Raw genomic sequence first — 22,857 nt, 5'->3', positions numbered from 1 at the left:
ATAAGCATAGGAGATATACTTCTCTCTAACAGACAAACGGACACATTATTGATTATATCTGCCCCTAGCGAACATATTTGAACGTTAATTAGCATATATAGTCAACAATGTGCCCGTCAACAGTGTATTACGGTAAGTCATACTTCATCATTTTTATTATATAACAGTTTTATATTTACTTTTTGCCACTCCATACTCACTAAAAGAACTACTTATGTTCCTTTTGTTCCATTCATCAGTAAATATTGTATGCGAATAAGGGTATGCATACAGCAAGGATTAGAATATTTCGAATTATTTTATCCCTTTCTCCATAATATCCTTAATCATCTCTATACTTTCTGTAAGATTACTTAGAGCCATGACTGCCTGCCCCATCTTGTCATCACCTTTGACCAACTTGTTTTTCACGAATATTTTTTTAATCTCATTCCATCGTGTTTGTTCCGCGCTATTTAAACAACCAACAATTTCTTTCCACTTGAGCATATTTGCCTCAGCTCCCGTTGTCAAAGTCTGACAGTCATTCTCATAGCTTGCAACGATTATACGAAACAATTCATCGTCATTCAAAATAGAAACAATCTTTTCTGCAATCTTATTCATATTTCTATAAGATCCCTGCAGCTTAAACGGTGGTTCGTTTCTGTATTCATCGGCCTGAGCAGCTGAATATATATATTCCATGTTAACCTTAAGTACAATATCCCTTACTCTAAATAGCTTTTTAATAACACTGATATACTCACCTAGTTCATCGATTGAATACGTACCCTCAAAGTTAACGCTTTCTCTATCTGCTCCCTTCGCCATCTCAACCATTCCATATAGATCCTGTTGGCTTTTGTTGGATAGCTTGTTAAGCACAGGGTTAGAGGTTAAGCTATTTTCAATATAACTGAGCTTAAAGGCTTCTTCATTCTCTTTGAGCATATCACCAAGATTATATACATCCGCTCTGTTCGATAGCATATCCGGTATTTTAAATTTATCACCACTTTCCGTATAAGGATTGCCGGCCATAACCACAGCTACCTTCTTGCCTCTTAAATCATAGGTCTGTCCTGTTCCATTGTATACGCCATCAATCTTTCGTTGTCCGTCACATAAGGATATGAACTTTTGTAAGAACTCCGGATTACAATGCTGAATGTCATCTACATATATCATGACATTGTTACCCATCTTTAGGGCAAGATTGAGTTTTTTCAGTTCTTCTCTTGCGCCGGAATTATTGGCCTTCTCCGGATCTAGGGAGGTAACATCATACCCTAGGGAAGGGCCATTTACCTTAACTAAAATGATACCCAGACGACTGGCAACATACTCCATCAGCGTTGTTTTACCATAGCCAGGAGGTGATACGAGGAGTAACATCCCCATGAGATCGGTTCGCTTATTTTCTCCGACTACACCTATTTGTTTTGCCAGATTATCACCGATTAATGGCAAATACACCTGATCAATCAGCTTATTTCTTACAAAGGAGGAAAGTACCTTGGGTTTAAAGTCATCTAAATGAATTTCCTCTTTAAACTGCTGTATCAACTCCTTTTTTATTTTTTGAAACTCTAGAAAATCATGGACAATCACTTCACTATAATATTTTAGCTTGTGTATAAATTTAGAATAATCTAATGTATAGTTACCTTCCTTTATTACACCATGCGTTCCAACCAGTCCGTTTATCGTAGTTTTTGTTTCTATATTGATCACTCTACCTAAGCCGGAATTATTCTCAAGCAGTATAACTATTACTTCGTCCAGAAAGCCTAACAGCTCCTCTTCATCCCGTCCTTTCAAGGCATCGGCGTGATCTAATACTGCAGTGCGATACGCGTTTACCCATTCTTTGATAAGATAGAAAGCTCCTTCGATATCATTTAAGCTGTTTTTCATCGATGATGAAAACTCATCAAAAGCTTTCTTTTCTTTTAAGTATTTTATAAACCCATCATAAATATATTTCGCCTCTTTACTGACTACAAAATCCTTATCTTTCATAATCTCTTTACAAAGATACTCTGCAGATAAAGGGATAAGTTTGCTATCAAAGAAGGTAATGTTTTGATACGCTTTTATAAGCTTATCGGTAATAAAGGGAATATAGTTATCTAGATTCGGTAAAGAGTTAAAATATAACGAAACCTTAGCCAATTCTTTTAATCGAACGGATAAAAGCTCCTTCGTTTTCGCATCGGAAAGACAATTCCAGAACAATCTGGCTAGAGCCCTAACCTGACTGCCGTATATTAATAAATCAATATTATAATGTAAATCCAGTATCCCTTTTAGAAGCTTTGCACCGTCGACATCATGGACACCTTTTGTGTATCCCTCTTGGTATCTGGGCTCCATAAACCTTTGAATAAGCTCCACTAATCCTGCCTCTGTCTTAGAATATAGTATATCCAGACTTTCAAATTTCTTCTTTCTTGCCGCTTCAAAAACAGAATATGCAAGATATTCCCCTCTATAAACCTCTGTATTTTCAGATAAGAGACTCTGATCAAACACATAACGATACTTATCCAGATCCTTATACACTACCTTATCCCAGAAGTCCGTACCTGTGATATGATAATATAGTTCATTTTCTTTTTGTACGATGGATAGATCAATTGCTTTCGTATTTACCGAGAAGTGATGTTTTCCCAGTTTAATCACGTTCTCGCCGCTGATATATAATTCTTTCTTATCCTTTAACTGGCGAATGGTATCCTCTTTTAGGGTCTTTAGTTTTGAACTAATCTCATCGGCCTTTACATTATCGCCAAGATCTCTGAGGGTGGAGATAATATCTCTAACTTTCTCAGCCATGATATCAGTTGCAATATATCCGTTAATCTCTTCAACAGTTTCAAAACCCTGTATTCTATTTGCGATTCCATTCATGATACGTTCGGAGGAATCAAATAAACTAACAATACGCTTATTTAATTTATCTAAAATTGATTGTTTCTTACCCTCAAAGGTATTATATAATTCTTCTCTTTTTTCACTGAGTTTTACTACATATTCATCAAATTCAGCGAACTTTCCTTCCAGTTCTTGAATCTGAACCATAACCTTATTAAGGTATAGCTCGCATTTATCCACCGTATCCGAGACATCCAGATAATTAACTACAGCTTGACTAAGAAGTTTCATCTGCGAGTTAAACTGTATCGTCATCTCACTCTTTGCAAATTCCTCAACTCTTGATTTAACTTTTGCTTTCGCATTATTCAAGAGAGAGAATAAGGAGGAAATTTTCTCTATGATCTCAGTTGTCATGGTAGGATCTTCAATCTTAAAGTTACTAACAATATCCATAAGAAGTTCTAATTCGCCTGAGGTTTCATTCATCCTCTGCGTAAGCTCTTTCCCTTCTTTTGATTTGTTAACCTTGGATATACCCTCTTGCAGTTCAAGTACCTTATCGGAATATACTTTAAGACCATCAGGTCGGATTAAGAACTCAATACATTTTTGTGAAAATTCCTCGTTTTTTTCTCTTACTTCGGTGTCAAGTGTATCCACAATCGTAAGATCCGTATAGCTTAAATCCCTAAGGGAAGCTATTTTACCTCTTAGATTACGAATATTCGCTAATACCTTGACATAATCATTCACGGTATCAAAGGTTCCATAATCCAGTTTTTTAATGAGCTCTTCTGCTTCATTTTGTACATCGGTAATCTGCTTCTTGGTTGCGTTCTTTATTCTTATTACTTTCTCAAACTCCCCAATCGCAAACGTTGATGTCTCTTTAATGCGAATGAGTACTTCCTTTAGATGAAAAGCTTCTTCTTTATCTAACCAAAAATACGTATCAATGATAAGTTGTGCTTCTTTTACAATATCAAGATAGATGCTCTGATAGCTCTCACCCTTTTGAATGAGCTTATATACGATCATACAATCAGCCATACACTTAACGATATCCTTATTACCGATATTGAAAAGTATCGAATCACTATGACTTTCCCTTACATAGTTTTTCCCCACATAAGGTGTCTGCCATATCTGTATCATATGATTCTTTCTGGGTTCATTCTCCGGTTTAAATACAATCATTTCCCCGTTATTAAAATGGGAATAGCCGCTGCAGACAATGGGTGTATCAATTGTCTGCTCAATGATATTATAGGAATATACTAAATAAATACCGCTTTCAATATTATAAAAAATATATTGATAATCTTCACCGTTAGCGGAACTAATCATCTGATCAAATACGCAGTGATTTACCGGAACATCGAATATCTTATATTCACCGTTTTGCAGATAATAACCTTTGGGGAAAATGAGACCATGATTTCCCGGTAAAAGCATACAGGTATCTTTCACCCAATCAATTCTTACAACATTCTTTAACTTATTATTAAATATAAAATATCGATAATCATTTTCCTTATAGGGCCGAATCTTAAGGATTACGATTTCACCAAAATCAGCATAAAAGATTTCTGCATCGTCAAGGCTCTGATCCTTATCCTCTACCGCTTCCGTATAAATTCCCTTACCGGTCTTCGTATTATCCTCAACCTTAATCGTTAAATCTCCGCCGATGGTTTCTACAAATACTTTATCAAGAATTGATACATGGGGATGGGCACCACCCCGTTGATCATCCCGCGTTGCTTTCACGTAGTTAAATTCATTCTTATTCTCAAACTTAACTTCATGCTCACTTCTGCAATCCACATAGATTAGCTTATCCCCTTTTATGAGCCATTTGAACGCTTTGATATCTGTAGCTGACTTTCCCGTCTGGAAAATCATATAAAGATAGGGTTCGATTATCGTAAACTTAGCAAAGAATGTGTTCTTATAATATTTATAAAGATCCTCAAAATCCTTAATAAATTGCTCATCCTGAATGATATTCAAGGTTTCTTTATGGAAGGTATGTTCGCTATATTTATAAATTGAAAACACATCACTAAGCTCAACCTTCGACTTAAGACCAACATTGACATTGTATCCAAATAGGAAAGTATCATTTATCGGTGCCATATCCCTGGGGATACAATTATTCTCCGTTATAATTCGCTCGCTACTAAGAAGCTTCGTTTCAATGGAACCAAAGACTTCTTTTCTGGATAAATTTAACTTATCAACCCGATCCTTTAAGTCATCGCCTTGTTTTGTAAGACGGTTTTTAATTACCTCATAGGTACTGTTTTCCATATCTTTATTTTTGTTCTCTACTGCTTTATTCTCTATTTCTTTCTTCTCTCTATCCTCCAACTTTACCTACCTCATTTACGTGAAGTTTCTTAACTGCTTTGTCACTTCGAATGATATAATAGTTACTTACCCTCTATCACGGTTCCCGCCGGTAAGTTACCAACCCCTGCCTTATTTACAGTCTCTAGCAATTTACCTAACATTGTTTTATCGGAACCCTCTGCACTGTTTATCATTTTATTAACAGCTCCTGCGATTGATAGATTCTTCAAATCTTCCGAGGTTATATTAAATCGACCGATTAATTCTTGTAATTGTTTCTTAAAGTATTCCGGATCACCGGTTATGAATGTCTCTTTAATATCCGTTAGCACTTCACTGTTATTAACTAATCGATCATAGGATTTACCTTGTGCTATGGAACCGATAATCTTATCAAAGAACATGGTTTCTCCGCCAACAATATCAATTTTGGCTGATTTCAGTGCTTCTTGAATCACAGATGCTTGTGACTGCGCAATATCTTTTTGGATATTAATTGAGGCAAGCTCAATCTCTTTCTCTTTCTCCAGTTTAAGCTTGAATTCTTCATGGCCTCTGCCAACTTCGTCTAAGGCTTTCATACTGTTGGCTTTTTCCTTGATTCCTTCTGCTTCAGCCAGATATTTTTTCTTTAATACTTCCGCTTCCACGGTACCGTCTTTCTCTTTTACCTCAATCTTCGCTGTTTCTCCTTTGGCCTCTGCTAACGCTTTTGCCTCGATTACTTTAGACTCAGCGATACCACTGGTGGATTCCTCAAGAATTTTAGCATCAACAATAATTTTAATCGCCTCAGCTTCTTTTTGAGATGCTTTCAGTTTGGCATCCGCATCAATAATTGCTTTCTCTGCTAAGCTTTCCGCTGCTTGTTTGGAAGCTTCTGCTGTCTTAACCTTAATAATACGCTCTTTTTCTGCCTCTTCTTCTGCTTTTTTAAGGGCTACCGTCTTAGCACGTTCTGCCTCAGCCACCGCACGGGTATCCTTAATTCTCTCTTCTTCAACAACCGTATCTTTCTCAACTGTAACTCTTTCTCTAATAACAGCCTGAATATTTTTCCTTTCAATCTCAACTGCTTTCTCTTTTTCAATATTAGCCAATTCAATTAATTTTTCTTTCTCTGTTCTTTCCAGTAATTTTTTCCTGTCAACTCGTTCTGTCTCAACCGCATCCGTGCTTTCCTTTGCTTTCAATGCAACAATAACCTGTCTTTGTTTATTCTGTTCGGCTACTTCAACTTCTTCATCAGTTTTCACCCTTGCCAACTCAGCCTTTAATCTTTCCTCCTGAGCTATCTTTTCCGCTTCCGCTGTTTCTCTGGAGTTGATAATTGCGATTTCTCTTTTCTGCTTCGCTTCTGCTTCCGCATTCTGCTTTTCAAGCTCTAGGATAGCCTCTCTTGCAGCTACATCCTGTTGCTTTATCGTCTTTTCTTTTTCTCTTTGTATCTCATTGGCTAATACCAACTGCTTTGCAGTAAGCTCCGTAATCTTCTTAATACCCTCAGCATCTAAGATATTGTTGCTATTTAGAAGATTGATATCTGTCTGTTCAAGAAAATCAATTGCAGCATCATCTAATACATAACCATTTAAGTCTGTTCCGATGATCTGAAGAATTTCGCTTTTAAAGGTCTCTCTTTCTGTATATAGCTGAACAAAATCGAATTTTTTACCAACGGTTTTTAATGCTTCCGAAAATTTCGCATCAAAAAACTCCATTAAAGTCTTAGGGTCCGATGCCTTTTGACAACCAAGTAACTGCGCTACTTTCAGTACATCCTCCCTAGTTTGATTCACTCGCACAAAGAATGCAACCCGGATATCCGCTCTTAGATTGTCTTTACAGATGAGACCGTCTTTTCCTTCTCTGGCAATCTCCACTCTCTTAACTGAGATATCCATAACCTCATATCTATGTATGATAGGTACTACAAAAATACCCTCAAAGCTCACTTTATTACCGCTAACACCGTTTCTTATGATAACCTTACTTTGCTCCACCTTATGGTAGAAACTAGAGAACAGCGCCAGTAGTCCAATAACGATTACTACAATTACTCCTATACTAACTAACATAACCTGAACTGAATAACTCATGATAACACTCCTTCAATTTTAACAATATAATAGATATCTTTAATCGTATCTTTTCTGTAAACATATGCAACTTCATCTTTATGAAATGCTACTCCGTCAAATTCGGGCTTTACATTAATAATCAAGGTAGCCCCTTCCCCTTCTCTTTTTATCTCTGCCTGTCCCAGTCGTCCGTTTTCAACATCACACTTAAGTGTACAAAATTGCCCAATTACGATTGTTTCGATCTCTCTGTTGCTGTGAATACTACTGTTCTTTAGCATAGCCTTTAGAGGAATGCATTCGAATTTCGTAATAAATATACTTAATATCATTGTAGGTAACAGTAATATGGTATTCACTGTTCCACCGGGAGATATGGGCAAGTAATACATTAGCATAGCGATAATCCAAAAATTCAGTATTAATATGCTAAAGACAAACATAAAGGGAATTTCCCCTACCTTTAAAAAGGCTAATAGAGCATAGAACGGACCGGAGGTGTCACCTACATCAAAATCAAAGTCCAGAAAATCAAAATCTAGGACTCCAATAATTACAACAATCCAATACAAGACGACTAATATTAACAGTACGGTAGGTATCAGATTTCCTCCTGTAAAAGCATTCTTTAATAATTCTGACATAATAACCTTCCTTTCCCCCCTTCATTAGCACAAAATACTTCGTTCACTCTTCCTATATACACCTCCTTCTCATCTGTATTTTCTTTACATACTCCAAAAGGATGTATCTCAATCTTAACACCTGTAGATTAAATATAGATAAATATTATTATAATAGGATTAAAATGTAAATAAAAAGACATTAAATATTGGGTTAAGGAAATTTGACTTTTCAGCTACGATCCTATCTCATCAATTAAAAAGGGCGTCACACTATTAGTGCGACAACCCCGTGATATGTATAACTAGGCAAATAATTCTAAGGCACGTTTCATATTTTTACTTACATCAATACCAAACGGACACCGCTTAGAACAAGCTCCACAAAACAGGCAGTCTCCGGCGTTTGCTTCTAATGCAAGATATCTTGATTCAATCTCATCCGTCATTTCTTTTTCTGCCATATCCTTCAGTTTAGTTACCTCAGCAATATCAATTTTGTTGGGGCAGGGCTGGCAGTGATTACAGTACATACACTGATTCTTAAATTTATATACATCACTATTCTCCAGTTCCTTCTTATAATCCTTTTCCTCGTCAGTTGCAGTGAAATAAGCTAATGACTCATTTAATTCCTTTACATTTTTAAAACCGGGAAGTGCTATGGTGGCTTGATTTTGGTCCAGAACATAACTGATACATTGAACTGGAGTCAGGGATATTAAGCCTTGAAGTACACCGCCCTCATAATTTTTCAAAACATTACCTGCTGCAAACGGTTTCATCGCTATGATTCCTATTTCCCTGGTGATACATTCCTCATATAGCTCCTGCTTTGTGGGATAATTAGACTTTTCCTCCTCCGAACGAGCTCCGTCAATTTCTAAGTTAAATAGTTTCTCCATACCTGTATCTCTTGGCATATGATTAAACAGTGGATTTACCGGAAACATCAGAACATCAATCTTACCACTTTTTACGGCCTTAAGGGCAATCTTTGTATTGTGGGTACTAAAGCCTATAAATTTTGCTTTTCCCTCATTCTTTAACTCTAGGGCCCTCCGGTACATCTCACCCTCAAAGATAAGGTTAAAATCATTTTCCTCATCACAATTATGTAAGAATAATATATCAATATAATCAGTTTGAAGCCTTGTATAGAATTGTTGTATGAAATCTTCACAAAGCTTCATATCTCTAGTTCGAACATATTGTTTATTAATATCGATACAACCAAAATGGCCGGCAAGAATCACCTTTTCACGAATACCCTTTAAGGCTCTACCAAAATAATCTCTGGTAGAAGGAGTACCGACAAAAATATCGATATAATTTATGCCTGCATCAATTGCAGCATGAACGAGATCAACGACATCCTTTTCATCGGAGTGCCAAACATATTCACATCCTAGTGCTAATTCGCTTACCATTAGTCCGGTCTTACCTAATTTTCTGTATTTCATACTGCACCTTCCATATTTTTATATGATTTTAATTAGGATGATCCGTAATATCTCAGAACTATGAATTTGATGTATTAGTAATAATTACTATCCTTAATTGATTGTTTTCATCCATGATTAATGAGATAATTTTATCATAAATATGACGCATAGAGTACCAGTAAATTCCATGATTTATCCATAAAACTTTAGAAACATTAAAATACAGCAGATATTTTCTTTGATATACTAAAATAATAAGATAAAAGATTCAACTAAGTGACCGCCGTTTACAATTCGTTTTACTATTCAGTATTTTCGTACAATTTCTTGATAATCTTAATTACAGAGCTCGTCTACTCTTAATACCCAATGAATCTCACTGTTTGTATTTCATTATTTGGCGAGATAGAAAATGCCTCCTCATAACTAGCCTTTCCTTCGTTAGGAACAAATGCATGAATATGAAATATAGTAGCATCATCAAGTTTAATCTCTGGTGCTTCAATCCCGCTAAAGCGAACAGTACCTACATCTTCTCTATCTAAATAATAATTAAATATCTTGCCATTTATAACTGTAACAGTATCTGGAATAACTAATTGCATAGCTTGATTAAAGTTTATAAAGTTTATTTCATCAACTTCTTTTAATCCCTCAGGAAGTACTATGGTTTCGGAGTTAGGATCAAGAATTATCATAAGGACTCTAGAAGTACCCTTTTTATAGACAATATTATCTATTTGCTCAAAGTAATCATTGCCTTCTTCAAAGGTAATAGTGACCCCTGAGTTATCCCCTGTCGAATATAAACCAAAGGCTTCTCTACGAATCTCTTTTACAGAAGCAGGTACTCGAACTTTTGAAATACCGGTGCGATAGAAAGCTTTTGTTCCTATGGACATAATCTTAGGTGGTAAATTAATACTTTTTAACGATTTGTTGTTGAAAAATGCATAATCTCCAATTGTTATTAAAGAGTCCGGTAAAGTCACATCGGATAACTTTGTATCATAAAAAGAACTATTTCCTATCGCTTCAATACCCTCCGTGACTATAACCTTAGTAAGTTTAGGACATTGATAAAATGCATACTCAGGTAATTCTTTCATGTTTTCAGAAGTAGTAATCTCTGTTACATTGGAATAAGCAAAAGCATATTGTTTTATAGATGTTACCTTGGAAGGAATGGTAAATGCTCCTGATAAATCAAATGCTCGTATTAATTCAGTCCCTTCCATATTATAAAGAACACCGTTTGATATTTTGTAGTATTTATTACCTTCCTCTAATTTAAGCTTCATCTTATAAAATGCTCCTTCTCCGATGGAGCTTACATCTTTGGGTATGGTAAAGGTACCAATACATCCATCAAAAGCATAATTACCGATATTTGTAGTTCCCTGGGGTAACTTAGTACCTTTTGGTGCTAAAGCCAAAGCATAGTCACCAACGGATAACTGGTCAGCATGAATGGTTATAGAGGTCATGAGAGCGTTAGATAAGGCTCCCTCCTCCAGTGTAACTTTTTTCGCATTGATATTTAAGGTACGTTCCTTAAACATAAGACCAGATAGATTACTTATCGCGTATTTACCTATTGTAATTTCATCACTGTTAATCGTAACTTTTTGTAAATTTGTGATACCATAAAAGGAATAGTCAGCAATTCTCGTTACAGATTTCGGGATAGTTATACTACTAAATTCATTGTCTGAAAAAGATCCTATATAATAAGAATAGTATCTGCTTTCATCGGCATCCAGCCTGCTAACTTCCTTAAAATCTCCACCAATTTGAGTAACTACGTAAGTATTATTGTTATAGGTAACTTCCGAGGGTACAATAAAATCACCATTTTGCTGCGTTGTGTTAATTAATGCTACTGATTTCTGTGAGGTGGATAAAACCCGGTAGGTATGTTCCTTTACTTGAAACGAACCACCCTCTGCTACCGGTGTATTAACTTCTGTCTTTGTTTTTTCGTTAACTTGTTCTGCATTATTCTCAGTTTGTTGTGAATTATCTTCTGTCGGTGCTTTGTTATCGTCCGTCTGTTCGGCTTTATCTCCTGCTGATGAAGTGCTTTCCTCTGCCCCGGAAAGTTTTTCTATATTCTCTTGGGATTCATTTTCTTTTGGAAGGTTGTTTTCATTTTCTTGCTCCGTATTGTCATCTGTGTGTTTTTCGTCATCTTCCTTTGAGTTGCTAATCTCTTTTTGCTTGTTATTATCTTCTGCCTGAGTACTTTTTTGTCCTTCTTGTTTATCAGTAGGATTAGCCTCAGGTTGGTTATTTGATTTATATAAAAGAAAGCCTAAGCCAATCAATACGAATAGGGAAATTATTATTATAACTTGTTTCTGTTTTAATTTCATGAGAAGATCCTCCAATTTTTCATTTTAATTACACTCAATACCTATAATAAATTAGTTTTCATTATTTTACCAGTGCTAATTAGAAAAATTCACCACCTGCTTATAGTAGCTCTAGTATTTTTTTGTTAATGAATTTATAAATACTACATAATAAAAGGTAAAGGGGTTAAATTGCGTTAGCAGTTTAATCCCTTTACCTCTATATATGATATGTTATAGTTATACATCTGAACTTAATTTAGGTTGCAAACATAACTAGTATATAATTCTTTAAACTATTGTATAATTTTATTGAGAAAACCATCGTTTCAGAACTGCTTCCAAAAAGAAGAGTTAATCCTATTTCAGCATAATAACGCAGTGTCTTTGTAGGAAGGTAATCCCTTATCACTAATAAAATGCATGAGTACTATGGACAACATTGATTACAACTTTTCCCCTAGCATGGCCTTCACTAAGATACCGCATTGCTTCAGCGGTTTCATGAAGTGAATATCGTCTGTCCATGACTGGATTAATCTTACCCTCTTGCACAAGCTTGATTATAAATTCCAAATCCTCCATATTTGGTTTCGCTGCTAGGAATGTCATTTTCTTACCACCAATTGACATGAATGCTCCAAACAGCATAGTTTTAATAAGCTGAGATAATGCTCCTCCCACCACTACAAAAATACCTCTTTTTGTTAAAATATGCTTATATTCAGTAAGTGAATTTTTTCCATTTACAGCTAGCACAAGGTCATACTTTTTTCCGCCTTTGGTAAAATCCTGTTCATTATAGTTAATAACATGGTCTGCTCCGAGATCCTTTACCAGTTGTACTTTATTCTCACTGCAAACAGCTGTTACTTCAGCTCCAAAATATTTGGATAGCTGTACGGCAAAAGTACCTACGCCTCCCCCGGCACCATAAATCAAAACTCTTTTTCCCTGTTGAATATTTCCTTTACTGCGCACAGCCTGGAGAGCAGTAACCGCCGCCATTGGGACAGCAGCCGCAACTTCAAAGGAAACATCCTTCGGCTTTAATGCTAATAATCTTTCAGGTACGACAACATATTCAGCAAAACCCCCGAAGCCACAGGAAGATAAATCTCCAAATACTTCATCTCCTACTGCAAGCTTTATTACATTCTTACCCGTCGCTTCTATACAACCAGCAATATCGGAACCAAAGATTTTCCGTTTGGGTATAATCCCCATCCTCATTGAACGGTAATCAGCGGCATTTAAAGAAACTGCAAAGATTCTAACCAGGACTTCATTGTCACCAGGAATAGGCTTTTCCACTTCCCTTAATACAAGAACTTCAGGAGCTTTACTTTTATCATATACAACTGCTTTCATCTTATTACTCCCCTTTTACTTCATAATCGAATACTTCCCCAATCTTTACCCCAAATGCATCTGCTATCCGAAAAGCAAGCTCCAAAGAAGGAGAATACTTACCAGCCTCTATTGCCAATATCGTCTGCCTTGATACTCCGACTTTTTCGGCCAGCTGCTGCTGTGTCATTTCATTGGCAAAGAAACGGAACTGTCTGATGTTGTTTGTTATCAGAATCTTCTTAGCCATTTTTAATCCCCCTTCTGTAAAAGTATATCTGCGCTAATCCCTCAAGCAATGATCCTGCACTGAAGGATATGAACAGTACATTAAGAAGTACTGCGGGTGGATAGTTGAAAAGCTGTGTTACCAATGCTGTTACAAAGCCTATGCCTGCTATTATAAAACTAACTCGCATTGACTTTAACTCAATAAGCTTATCCATTTCATCAGTTACCATTTTGGCACTAATTGTTTTTTCAATTTCCTTATCATCACCACATCTGCCAGTTCTAGCTCTTTCCTGTATAGCTATTGTTATGGATAGCAGTATATGGAAAACGATTTGAATGACAATTGCTAATACTACGCCTATACCGATAAAAACCAGCATTATACCTGCCCAGGCTTTTATATCATCTGCGGCAATGACTCCAGATTGATATTTCTCAAAAGCATAGATGCCGTAAGCCACTAGTATAAATAGTCCTGTAATTATCGATACTATAGTTCTTTTTTCCTGATATGACATACTCAACACTCCTTGTGTATTAATTTATATACATATTGTAAGCTACATTTTACCATATGTCAAATATTTTTTACATGTAAACCATTTTTTTACATTGTGATCCAAAATAAAAGTATACCTAGAGGTTCAGTCTAAATGTAACATGAGATGCCACCTTGTAACCATGATGGTATATTATAAAGTGTAATAATACTAAGTTCATGCTGCGTTTTTGTACTCCTAAAAAAGGAGACAAAGTATTTTTTTGTAAAAAGTAAGCAAATATGCCAAAAGGTTATTGTTTTTTGCCAAATCATATGATTAATGCCAAATTGTTTACCCCTGGTTTATCGGAGCATCAATTTGGCACTAAATACATAAACTCTCAATTTAAGGGTGGGTAAGAAGAAATAGTTAAACCCATTGATTTTACTGGGTTTTTGCTAGTTCTTTTTGCTCAAAAGTACGACCGTCTCAACGTGCACACTATGGCCAAACTGATCTACCGCCTGCACCTTCACCAGGTCGTAATCCTTCTCACACAGATATTTCAAATCCCTCGCTAGGGTAGCCGGGTCACAGGATACATATACTACTCTTTTGGGACCCATTTCCAGAATGGTATCCAGAAGACTCTGATCGCAGCCCTTCCTTGGAGGATCTACAACGATTACATCTGCTTTGACTTTTTTCTCTTTATACATTCTGGGAAGCACCTCTTCTGCTGCCCCTACATAAAACTCTGCATTATCTATTCCATTAATTCTGGCATTGGTTTTCGCATCCTCAATAGCTTGGGGTATAATCTCTACTCCATATACCTTCTTAGCCTTCTGAGCGAGGAATAAAGATATCGTTCCAATACCGCAATATAGATCCCATACGATTTCATCCCCGTGTAAATCAGCATACTGTAGCGCCAACTCATATAGCTTCTTGGTCTGCTCCGGATTCACCTGGTAAAAAGAAAGAGGAGATATCTGATATTTGATCGGACCTATACTATCAGTTATATAAGGTTCTCCCCAAATCGGTATAACCTTATCCCCAAGAATAACATTCGTTTTTGAGGTATTAATATTCAGACAGATACTTTTCATACCCTGAATATTCTTAAGTCCCTCCACAAGTTTTTCCCTGTGGGGTAAATTATTACCGTTGATCACCAGACATACCATAATTTCGCCGGTCTGAAATCCAACCCGGGTCAGGATATGTCTTAGCAAGCCCTTATGGGTTTCCTCATCATAAGGTTCTATGTGATATTGCTCGATAAAAGTCCGCATAAACTTTAGGATATCTACATTAACCTTTGCCCCAATATAGCAATGCTGCGTATCAATAATGGAATGAGTTCTCCCGGCATAAAAGCCAATGGACAATGTTCCGTCTTTTTTCCTACCAACCGGAAACTGGGATTTATTACGATAATAATAAGGTTCCTCCATGCCACAGATTGGTTCCATAGGTATCTTTGTAAAGCCCCCAATCCGTGTAAGGCAGTTCCTAACTTTATTTTCTTTATATTCTAACTGCTTCTTATAATCCATGTGCTGCAACTGACAACCGCCACACTTATCAGCGATTGGACATCGGGGCTGTATGCGGGAGCCTGATGGTGTAATTAGTTCCACTAATCTTGCATAGCCATAGGTCTTCCCTGTCTTCATAACTTTGACTAAAGCTTTATCCCCAACAACGGTGTCTTTGATAAACAGTGTATATCCCTTATATTTACCGATACCTTCTCCGTCAGATCCAATGTCTTCAATCGTAACCTCTACCTGATCATTTTTCTTAACTGCTGCCTCCATGTTACTCACCAACCGTTCAACTTCAATTATATCTAAGCTATCTAAATATCAAATTAAATATACGAAAAGCGTGATTTTATATTACTAACTTTTTTATATTCTTATCTTCTCATATATTTACTTCTATTACTGCTCTAATTAATTACATGCTTTCCTCTGATAATCTGATTCGTCTATCCACACATATGTTAAAATAATGAGAGGAAATCCACAAATTTTATGATTATCCATTGCAAAACCTTTTCATTGTTTATTCAATCATTCTTAGGTACGATTATTTACACGCTGCAAGCTAACTGAATAACTCGTATTGTTTCAGATAATAAATTAATAGAGGATCTGCTGTTTAATATAAATCAATAAGCCATACTGCACTTAATATTTAATAAAGAATATCGTAGAGCTTACCTAATTATTCCTTACTCTTCGTACTTCGCATAATATTTGATTCAAACATTCTCTGGTATCCCATCCATTCTATCTTAGGGTCCCCGGAGCTTAACAATTCCGTCATGGTCTGCAGCTTCGCATCGGCATTATCTGCATGATGCAGCGCCATTGCCTCAATCGTTGCCGGCTTTTTCGGCGAACCATATTCCAGCTCTCCATGATGGGCAAGTATACAGTGTAACAATTCATTCGCCAGTTTTGCGGGGAATTTACCTGCTTTATTGATATAATTACTTACTTTGTTGGTACCGATAAAGATATGTCCCAGCAGCTGCCCATCGTCTGTATAGTCATTCTCGGGGAAAGAAGACAACTCCTCCATTTTACCGATATCATGAAACAATGCCGCTGTGATTAATAGATCCCTATTTATTATGGGATAGGTCGATGAAAAATACTCACAAAGCCTTACTACGCTTAAGGTATGCTCCAATAATCCCCCCATAAAGCCGTGATGTACACTCTTCGCTGCCGAATGCTTTTTAAATGCTTTAACAAATTCCGTATCGTTTATAAAGAAGTGCTCTGCCAATGCTTTTAAGTTCGGTTCCTTAATTGCTACAATTATATTTTTAATTTCACGATACATCTCTTCCACATTTTTATTGGTCGTAGGAAAATAATCCTCCGGATAATACTCACCCTCCCGACTTTTATATATTCTGCTGATATTTAATTGAAGCGCATCCTGAAAGCTTGTAACCCTCGCATCAATATGTACGAAGTCCATTGCTTCATATTGCTCTATTTCATTATTAAAATCCCATATCTTACCGTCTATCGTACCTGTCTTGTCCTGTAGTATTAAAGAGACATAGTTTTTCCCGCTCTTTCCTGTCAAAGTCTGCTTCGTCTTACACAGATATATTTCATTTCTTATGATATCTCCTTCTCGAAGATCCTGAATATATTTCATATTATACTTAACCTTTCTATCCTTTTCGGAACACATTTACTCATTTATTATACCCTACCCCTTGGGATATATAAAGCATAAAATAATTATATACGTTTCAAATAACACTTTAACAGCATCATAATAACCTTACTACCCCACCTGGTAAAGCTTTTCATAGGATGGAACATATTATTGCGTATATTACCGTTGCCTAAACACAGGGATATATCTCTAGAATAAGATAGAGCTGTTTTTTAACATAAACACAGAAATACGACTGTTTTATATACCGTTAACCTGATATTAAAACAGCCGTATTATCATTTATAAAAATATATCATTTCGTTACATTATTTATTGCTACTTATCCTTCTCCTCCAGTGTCACCTTCAGATCCAGCTCTTTCTCGGTTGTTCCAGAAGTTCTCTTTATCTTAACTATAACCTCATCTTCGGGTTGATACCCGGATATAGTATTATTAAAATAATTCATATTGGTTATGGTTTGTTCCCCTATTTGCAAGATGATGTCGCCGCTCTTTAATCCGGCTTTAAATGCAGGGGATTTTGTTTTTACTTCATTGACAAATACGCCATTTAATATATTATGATCAAGCTTAGCTGCTTCTGTCATGTCTTCCGCCAAGATACCAAAATAAATCCTTGGTTCTTGATTTGCCATCTTTGCAATAATCGGTTTAATTTTGCTGATGCCAATCACTGTATTAAGATTTTCGTTAAGTCCTTTTTTCAAAGTACGGGTAATCACACCGATAATTTCACCCTTAAAGTTAACGATAACACCGTCACTGTTACTATTATCTCTAATGCTTGTATTAAATAAATCCAGCTTATTATCCGTAATAGATGCCCAACTACCTCTGCTGGTAATGATACCGGTATCCATAGATCCCGGATATCCATTCGGATTACCAAGTGCCATGATAGGATTACCTACCGCTATTGTATAGGATTCACCCAGATTTGCCACCGTGATACTATTGAGAAATGTATCCGGTATGTCTTCCTGCTTTACAGAAATAACAGCCAGATTAATCTCCCCATCATAATCCTGAAGCACAGCATCTACAACCAATTTTTCGGTTAGCTCCATCTTAATACTGCTTGCATTCTTCACGCGGTCTAAGCTCACCAATATCAGTAATTCCTCATTTTCATCTGAAAATACAACCCCGCTGGTAGTTATCTTCTTTTCCACCGGATTTCCAAAAATATCTCTACCATTAATGATACTTGATATTGTAACCAAGGATTTTTTAGCCCGGTAAGCAATGGTACGAATATCATCGTAAATACTGATATAATCACCGCTGTCGGCATTAATTGTTTCTACAATAACAGGATTAGGATCAACTTGTTGATCCTCTTCACGCTGCAGATCAGCTTGTCCTTGTTCTGCATCCCCGTTATCTTCCTGCTTATCTTCACGGTCTTGATTATCTTCTTTTACCTCATCAGGGTAAGTTGTCGGAAAAGTAATCGGCGTTTTTACATCCTCTTCTTCATTAAAAAAGTTATACAACCTCGGTTCAGCGATACAAAAAGTAACTGCAGCAACCAAACCAAATAAAATCGCCATTACAATGGTCATTAAAAATGGTATTAGCCACTTTTTGTATTTTTTCCGTTTCTTTTGTATTACTTGTTCTTTAATAAACTCAAATTGTTTATTGTCCTTATCTGCCTCAGACATTTTATTTCTCCTTATAGAAGCTCTAAATTATCATCTAAGATCACAAAACTATAGGAATGCTTTAAGTACCGAAAAATTCTGATTAACATGTCTAAGGTTGTGTCGCATAGTTCCATATACTATATAGCTATTTGAAACCTCGTATCCCATCAATATATTGTAACCGGATAGCATGAAAAGACCTTTAAACACATAATCATATTATCAATGTAATACATAAGTCCTATTTTATCACTCAGTTATGAACATATTATGAATTATTTGTAAACAAAACCCTATTGTATAAGACTCCATTGTTACATATCTCGGTGTTTTTTTATTGCTAAGAGATACAATCCTAAAATAGGTACTAAAAAAATACTCGATATAAATATAGCAACAGATATTGATGCTTTAAGTGCAATAAATCCAATTACCGGTCCCCCAATGATTTGCCCCAGTGCATCCAACTGACCATAGGTTGATAAAACAGTTGCTCTTACTTCGGATTTTAAATTACGATTTTTCCAAGCACTGAAAATAGGATCATTTATTCTTCTAAGAATATAAAACATTAAATATGATGATAATGCCACACTAAAATTCCCTGCGAATGCGAATACAATAATCGCTGCAACCATAAATAAATTAACTCCGGTCAGTAACCAAACTTTTTGAAGTTTTCCCGTCTTCTTTAAAACTCTTTTTATATATTCTACAGACAGAATGCTTAAAATCATTGCAGTACCGTCTATAATTCCAATCCATACGACCGGTTTTAGATCCATAGACTTCCAAAATCCAATATCTGATATAAAATGTGCAGTCCATAGACGATCAAAACCTTCACTGTATAAACCATAGAGCAAGGACATAAAAAATATAATTTTGAGCAACATATTTGATTTTATGAATTTAATACCTTGTAAAAAGGTATGTTTCATCTGTCTCCAGGAATTACGTTCTTCTTGGGGAGCCGGACTAAAGTTTTCCTCTGTCATAAAACATAATAAAAAAACTGCAAGTAATAAAAATAGTGCTCCTCCTGCTATAATAGGCAGATTTACCATATAGGAACCTATAATCGTACTTATCAAAATTCCTGCAAAACTTAAAAATTGTCCAATCTGGGCCCCTCTTAGATAAAGGGTATCCAACCCCTCTTCCCCTGTTTCATCAGCAATCCATGCCTCATCTGCTCCACTGGTAAAGGTGTAACCAAGTCCCCATAAGACCTGACTTATGATAACAGCAATAAACATAGGTACAAGACCTTCCAACAAGAAAGCCAAACCCATGATTGTTGTTCCTATTATCACAGACATTTTTCTGCTTTTCATATCAGCAACAATTCCAGTCGGTATTTCAAATAAAAATGCTGACAATTCTAATACTGTCCCCACCAGCACCAATTGAAGGGGATTTAATTTTATCATATCAATATAATATACCTGATTTATTGTAAAAATTAATGTAAAAAAGAAAGCTGTAGCACCGGAATATATCAGATATACATTCGTCTGCGAAATTCTTTTGTTCATGGAAAATTCCTTTATTCTAAATTTTTATATGAAAATATGACCAATTGCATCCTTATGTATCATAATACGAATAATGAATAATAGCAATCAAAAATTTAATCTTGTCTTAAGGATAGAAACCCCCATTAATTATAATTAATTGTTTTATTTTCTTACAAGATAAGGTAAAATAGATACGTATATAATCCTACAGCATATAGTACTAACAAATTAATAGGACAATCAACATTATGAACTTATACACTATTTTGAAAGGCTTGGTTAGAATATATGAACGAAAAAGCACTAAAAACCTTAGAATATAATAAAATAATTGATAAATTAAGCGCCTTGGCAGGAACAGGTTATGGCAAGGACCTATGTAGCCGTCTGCAGCCCATAACAGATCTGGATAAAATCAAACAACTGCAAAGCCAAACCACGGATGCCCTCTCAAGAATTTTAAGAAAAGGCAGTGTATCCTTTAACGGTATCCACGACATCCGTCCCTCTATTATGAGGTTAAAGATAGGCTCCTCTCTAGGTGCTTTGGAGTTACTTCATATCAGCTCCGATCTGGATGCCACTCTTCGCCTGAAAGCGTATGGCGGTTATACCGGCAAAGAAGGAGAAGAACAGACAGAGGATTCCCTCACCGAGTATTTCGCCGGTCTGGAACCCTTAACACCTCTAAATAATGAAATCAAACGCTGTATTATCTCTGAGGAAGAGATTGCAGATGATGCCAGTCCTGCCTTAAAGAATGTGAGACGCTCCATGAAGAATACCAATGACCGCATTCACAGTGATTTGTCATCTATACTAAATTCCTCCCGAACTATGTTACAGGAGAACATCATAACTATGCGTAACGGTAGATATTGTCTTCCGGTTCGTGCTGAATTTAAAAATCAGTTCCAGGGTATGGTGCATGATCAATCCTCTACAGGATCAACTTTATTTATAGAGCCAATGGCTATTGTCAGGTTAAACAATGAGTTAAAGGAGTTATCCATCAAAGAGCAGGAAGAGATAGAGAAAGTCTTAGCCGAGCTATCCAATCTGGCCGCAGAACATGCCGAAAGCCTGGAATATGATTTTTATACCCTTACCGAATTAGACTTTATCTTTGCCAGAGCACTTTTATCAAAACAAATGAAGGGCTCTGAGCCTAGGTTTAATAAATCAGGAATCATTCATATCAAGAAAGGGCGTCATCCATTAATTGATCCTAAGAATGTAGTCCCGATTGACATTATGACCGGTAGAGATTTTAGCATGTTAATCATCACCGGTCCAAACACCGGTGGTAAGACAGTGACCTTAAAAACAGTGGGCCTTCTTACTCTGATGGGGCAAGCCGGTCTTCATATCCCTGCCTTTGATAATTCGGAATTAGCGGTTTTTGAAGAAGTTTATGCAGACATTGGGGATGAGCAGAGCATAGAACAAAGCCTCAGTACTTTTTCTTCCCATATGACCAATATTGTATCCATTCTAGAAAAAGCCGACAGCCGTTCCTTAGTACTCTTTGATGAGCTGGGCGCCGGTACGGATCCGACGGAAGGCGCTGCCCTGGCGATGTCAATTCTTTCTTCTCTTCACAAAAGAAAGATACGTACCCTGGCAACTACGCATTACAGCGAATTAAAGGTTTATGCCCTATCCACCGAAGGTGTAATGAATGCCTCCTGCGAATTTGATGTAGAGACCCTTCGACCTACCTACCGCCTATTAATCGGTATTCCCGGTAAGAGTAATGCTTTTGCCATATCCTCTAAACTGGGGCTTCCCGATTATATCATAGAAGATGCAAAAGAGCGCATTGGTAAACAGGACCGAAGCTTTGAGGACTTAATCAGCGACTTAGAGGAAAGCCGGATTACAATTGAGAAAGAGCAGGAAGAAATCACAAGATATAAGGAAGAGATAGAGAAGTTAAAGAAAAACTTAGCCAAAAAGAACGAAACCTTAGATACCAATCGGGACCGAATTCTCAAAGAGGCCAAAGAAGAGGCCGCCAAAGTTCTTCAGGAGGCAAAAGCATTTGCAGATGAAAGTATCAAAAAATATAACAAGTGGCTTTTGGAAGGCGGTAATATTAAGGATATGGAATCTGAGCGTAACTCCCTTAGAGAAAAAATCAGTAACAGCGACACTTCCCTTCAAAAGCCTAAAAAACAAGGAAAGAAAGTGGCTTCTAAGGATCTTCGAATTGGGGATACGGTTCATGTAATCAGCCTTGGTTTAAAAGGAACCGTCAGTACCCTTCCCAATGCCAAAGGAGATCTCTTTGTTCAGATGGGAATCCTACGATCTCAGGTTAATATTAAAGATTTAGAACTGGTGGATGAGGAAGTAATCAAGGCTCCAAACTTTAACAAGACTCAGAGCGGTAAAATCAAGATGTCTAAATCCGCATCCATTCATCCCGATATCAACCTAATCGGTAAAACCGTAAGTGAAGCGATCGCGGAGCTAGACAAGTATCTGGACGATGCTTATCTGGCACATCTTCCTCAGGTAACCGTAATTCATGGCCGGGGAACCGGGGCGTTAAAGAACGCCGTGCATGCCCACCTTAAGAAACTAAAATACGTAAAATCCTATCGTGTTGGCGGTTTCGGCGAAGGTGATCACGGTGTAACTATCGTAGAATTTAAGTAAATAAAATGTACATTC

13 protein-coding genes are annotated in these 22,857 nt (G+C 36.5%); 1 reads left to right on the top strand and 12 read right to left on the bottom strand.

The window, feature by feature from the left end:
• Positions 1–294: 294 nt before the first annotated feature.
• The 12 genes from I5677_RS07685 to I5677_RS07630 form a co-directional block, all read right to left on the bottom strand.
• A complete protein-coding gene (locus I5677_RS07685; protein WP_243456524.1) occupies positions 295–5,235 on the bottom strand; it encodes a DNA repair ATPase in 4,941 nt (1,646 codons plus the stop codon).
• A 62-nt stretch (positions 5,236–5,297) separates the two neighbouring features.
• Complete coding sequence (locus I5677_RS07680) at positions 5,298–7,316, bottom strand: flotillin family protein (protein WP_197660991.1); 2,019 nt, start codon at positions 7,314–7,316, stop codon at positions 5,298–5,300.
• Positions 7,313–7,942: a hypothetical protein gene (locus I5677_RS07675; protein WP_197660990.1), complete on the bottom strand. Its 630-nt coding sequence runs from the start codon at positions 7,940–7,942 to the stop codon at positions 7,313–7,315. The genes I5677_RS07680 and I5677_RS07675 overlap by 4 nt, the downstream gene beginning before the upstream one ends.
• A gap of 284 nt (positions 7,943–8,226) precedes the next feature.
• A complete protein-coding gene (locus I5677_RS07670; protein WP_197660989.1) occupies positions 8,227–9,384 on the bottom strand; it encodes an aldo/keto reductase in 1,158 nt (385 codons plus the stop codon).
• A gap of 341 nt (positions 9,385–9,725) precedes the next feature.
• Positions 9,726–11,741 (bottom strand): leucine-rich repeat domain-containing protein, encoded by a 2,016-nt coding sequence (locus I5677_RS07665; protein WP_197660988.1) that lies wholly within the window; start codon positions 11,739–11,741, stop codon positions 9,726–9,728.
• Positions 11,742–12,131: 390 nt separating this feature from the next.
• On the bottom strand, positions 12,132–13,091 hold the full coding sequence (locus I5677_RS07660) for an NAD(P)-dependent alcohol dehydrogenase (protein WP_197660987.1): 960 nt from the start codon (positions 13,089–13,091) through the stop codon (positions 12,132–12,134).
• A 4-nt stretch (positions 13,092–13,095) separates the two neighbouring features.
• The gene (locus tag I5677_RS07655; protein ID WP_197660986.1) at positions 13,096–13,320 is read right to left on the bottom strand and encodes a helix-turn-helix transcriptional regulator; all 225 of its coding nucleotides are present in this window, start codon (positions 13,318–13,320) and stop codon (positions 13,096–13,098) included.
• Complete coding sequence (locus I5677_RS07650) at positions 13,313–13,822, bottom strand: hypothetical protein (RefSeq protein ID WP_197660985.1); 510 nt, start codon at positions 13,820–13,822, stop codon at positions 13,313–13,315. The genes I5677_RS07655 and I5677_RS07650 overlap by 8 nt, the downstream gene beginning before the upstream one ends.
• 422 nt (positions 13,823–14,244) lie before the next feature.
• Positions 14,245–15,615: a 23S rRNA (uracil(1939)-C(5))-methyltransferase RlmD gene (rlmD, locus tag I5677_RS07645; protein WP_197660984.1), complete on the bottom strand. Its 1,371-nt coding sequence runs from the start codon at positions 15,613–15,615 to the stop codon at positions 14,245–14,247.
• 412 nt (positions 15,616–16,027) lie between these two features.
• The gene (locus I5677_RS07640) at positions 16,028–16,981 is read right to left on the bottom strand and encodes a 3'-5' exoribonuclease YhaM family protein (RefSeq protein ID WP_197660983.1); all 954 of its coding nucleotides are present in this window, start codon (positions 16,979–16,981) and stop codon (positions 16,028–16,030) included.
• A gap of 342 nt (positions 16,982–17,323) precedes the next feature.
• Positions 17,324–18,676 (bottom strand): S1C family serine protease, encoded by a 1,353-nt coding sequence (locus I5677_RS07635; RefSeq protein WP_197660982.1) that lies wholly within the window; start codon positions 18,674–18,676, stop codon positions 17,324–17,326.
• Positions 18,677–18,972: 296 nt separating this feature from the next.
• A complete protein-coding gene (locus I5677_RS07630; protein WP_197660981.1) occupies positions 18,973–20,196 on the bottom strand; it encodes an MFS transporter in 1,224 nt (407 codons plus the stop codon).
• A gap of 270 nt (positions 20,197–20,466) precedes the next feature.
• On the opposite strand from I5677_RS07630, the gene I5677_RS07625 reads away from it, so the two are divergent.
• Entirely contained in the window at positions 20,467–22,842 is a 2,376-nt protein-coding gene (locus I5677_RS07625; RefSeq protein WP_197660980.1) for an endonuclease MutS2, read from the top strand.
• The last annotated feature ends 15 nt before the right edge of the window (positions 22,843–22,857 follow it).

The sequence above is a fragment of the Mobilitalea sibirica genome (assembly GCF_015999265.1).
GTDB classification, from domain to species: domain Bacteria; phylum Bacillota; class Clostridia; order Lachnospirales; family Lachnospiraceae; genus Mobilitalea; species Mobilitalea sibirica.
This window is presented reverse-complemented; position numbering and strand designations above follow the sequence as displayed.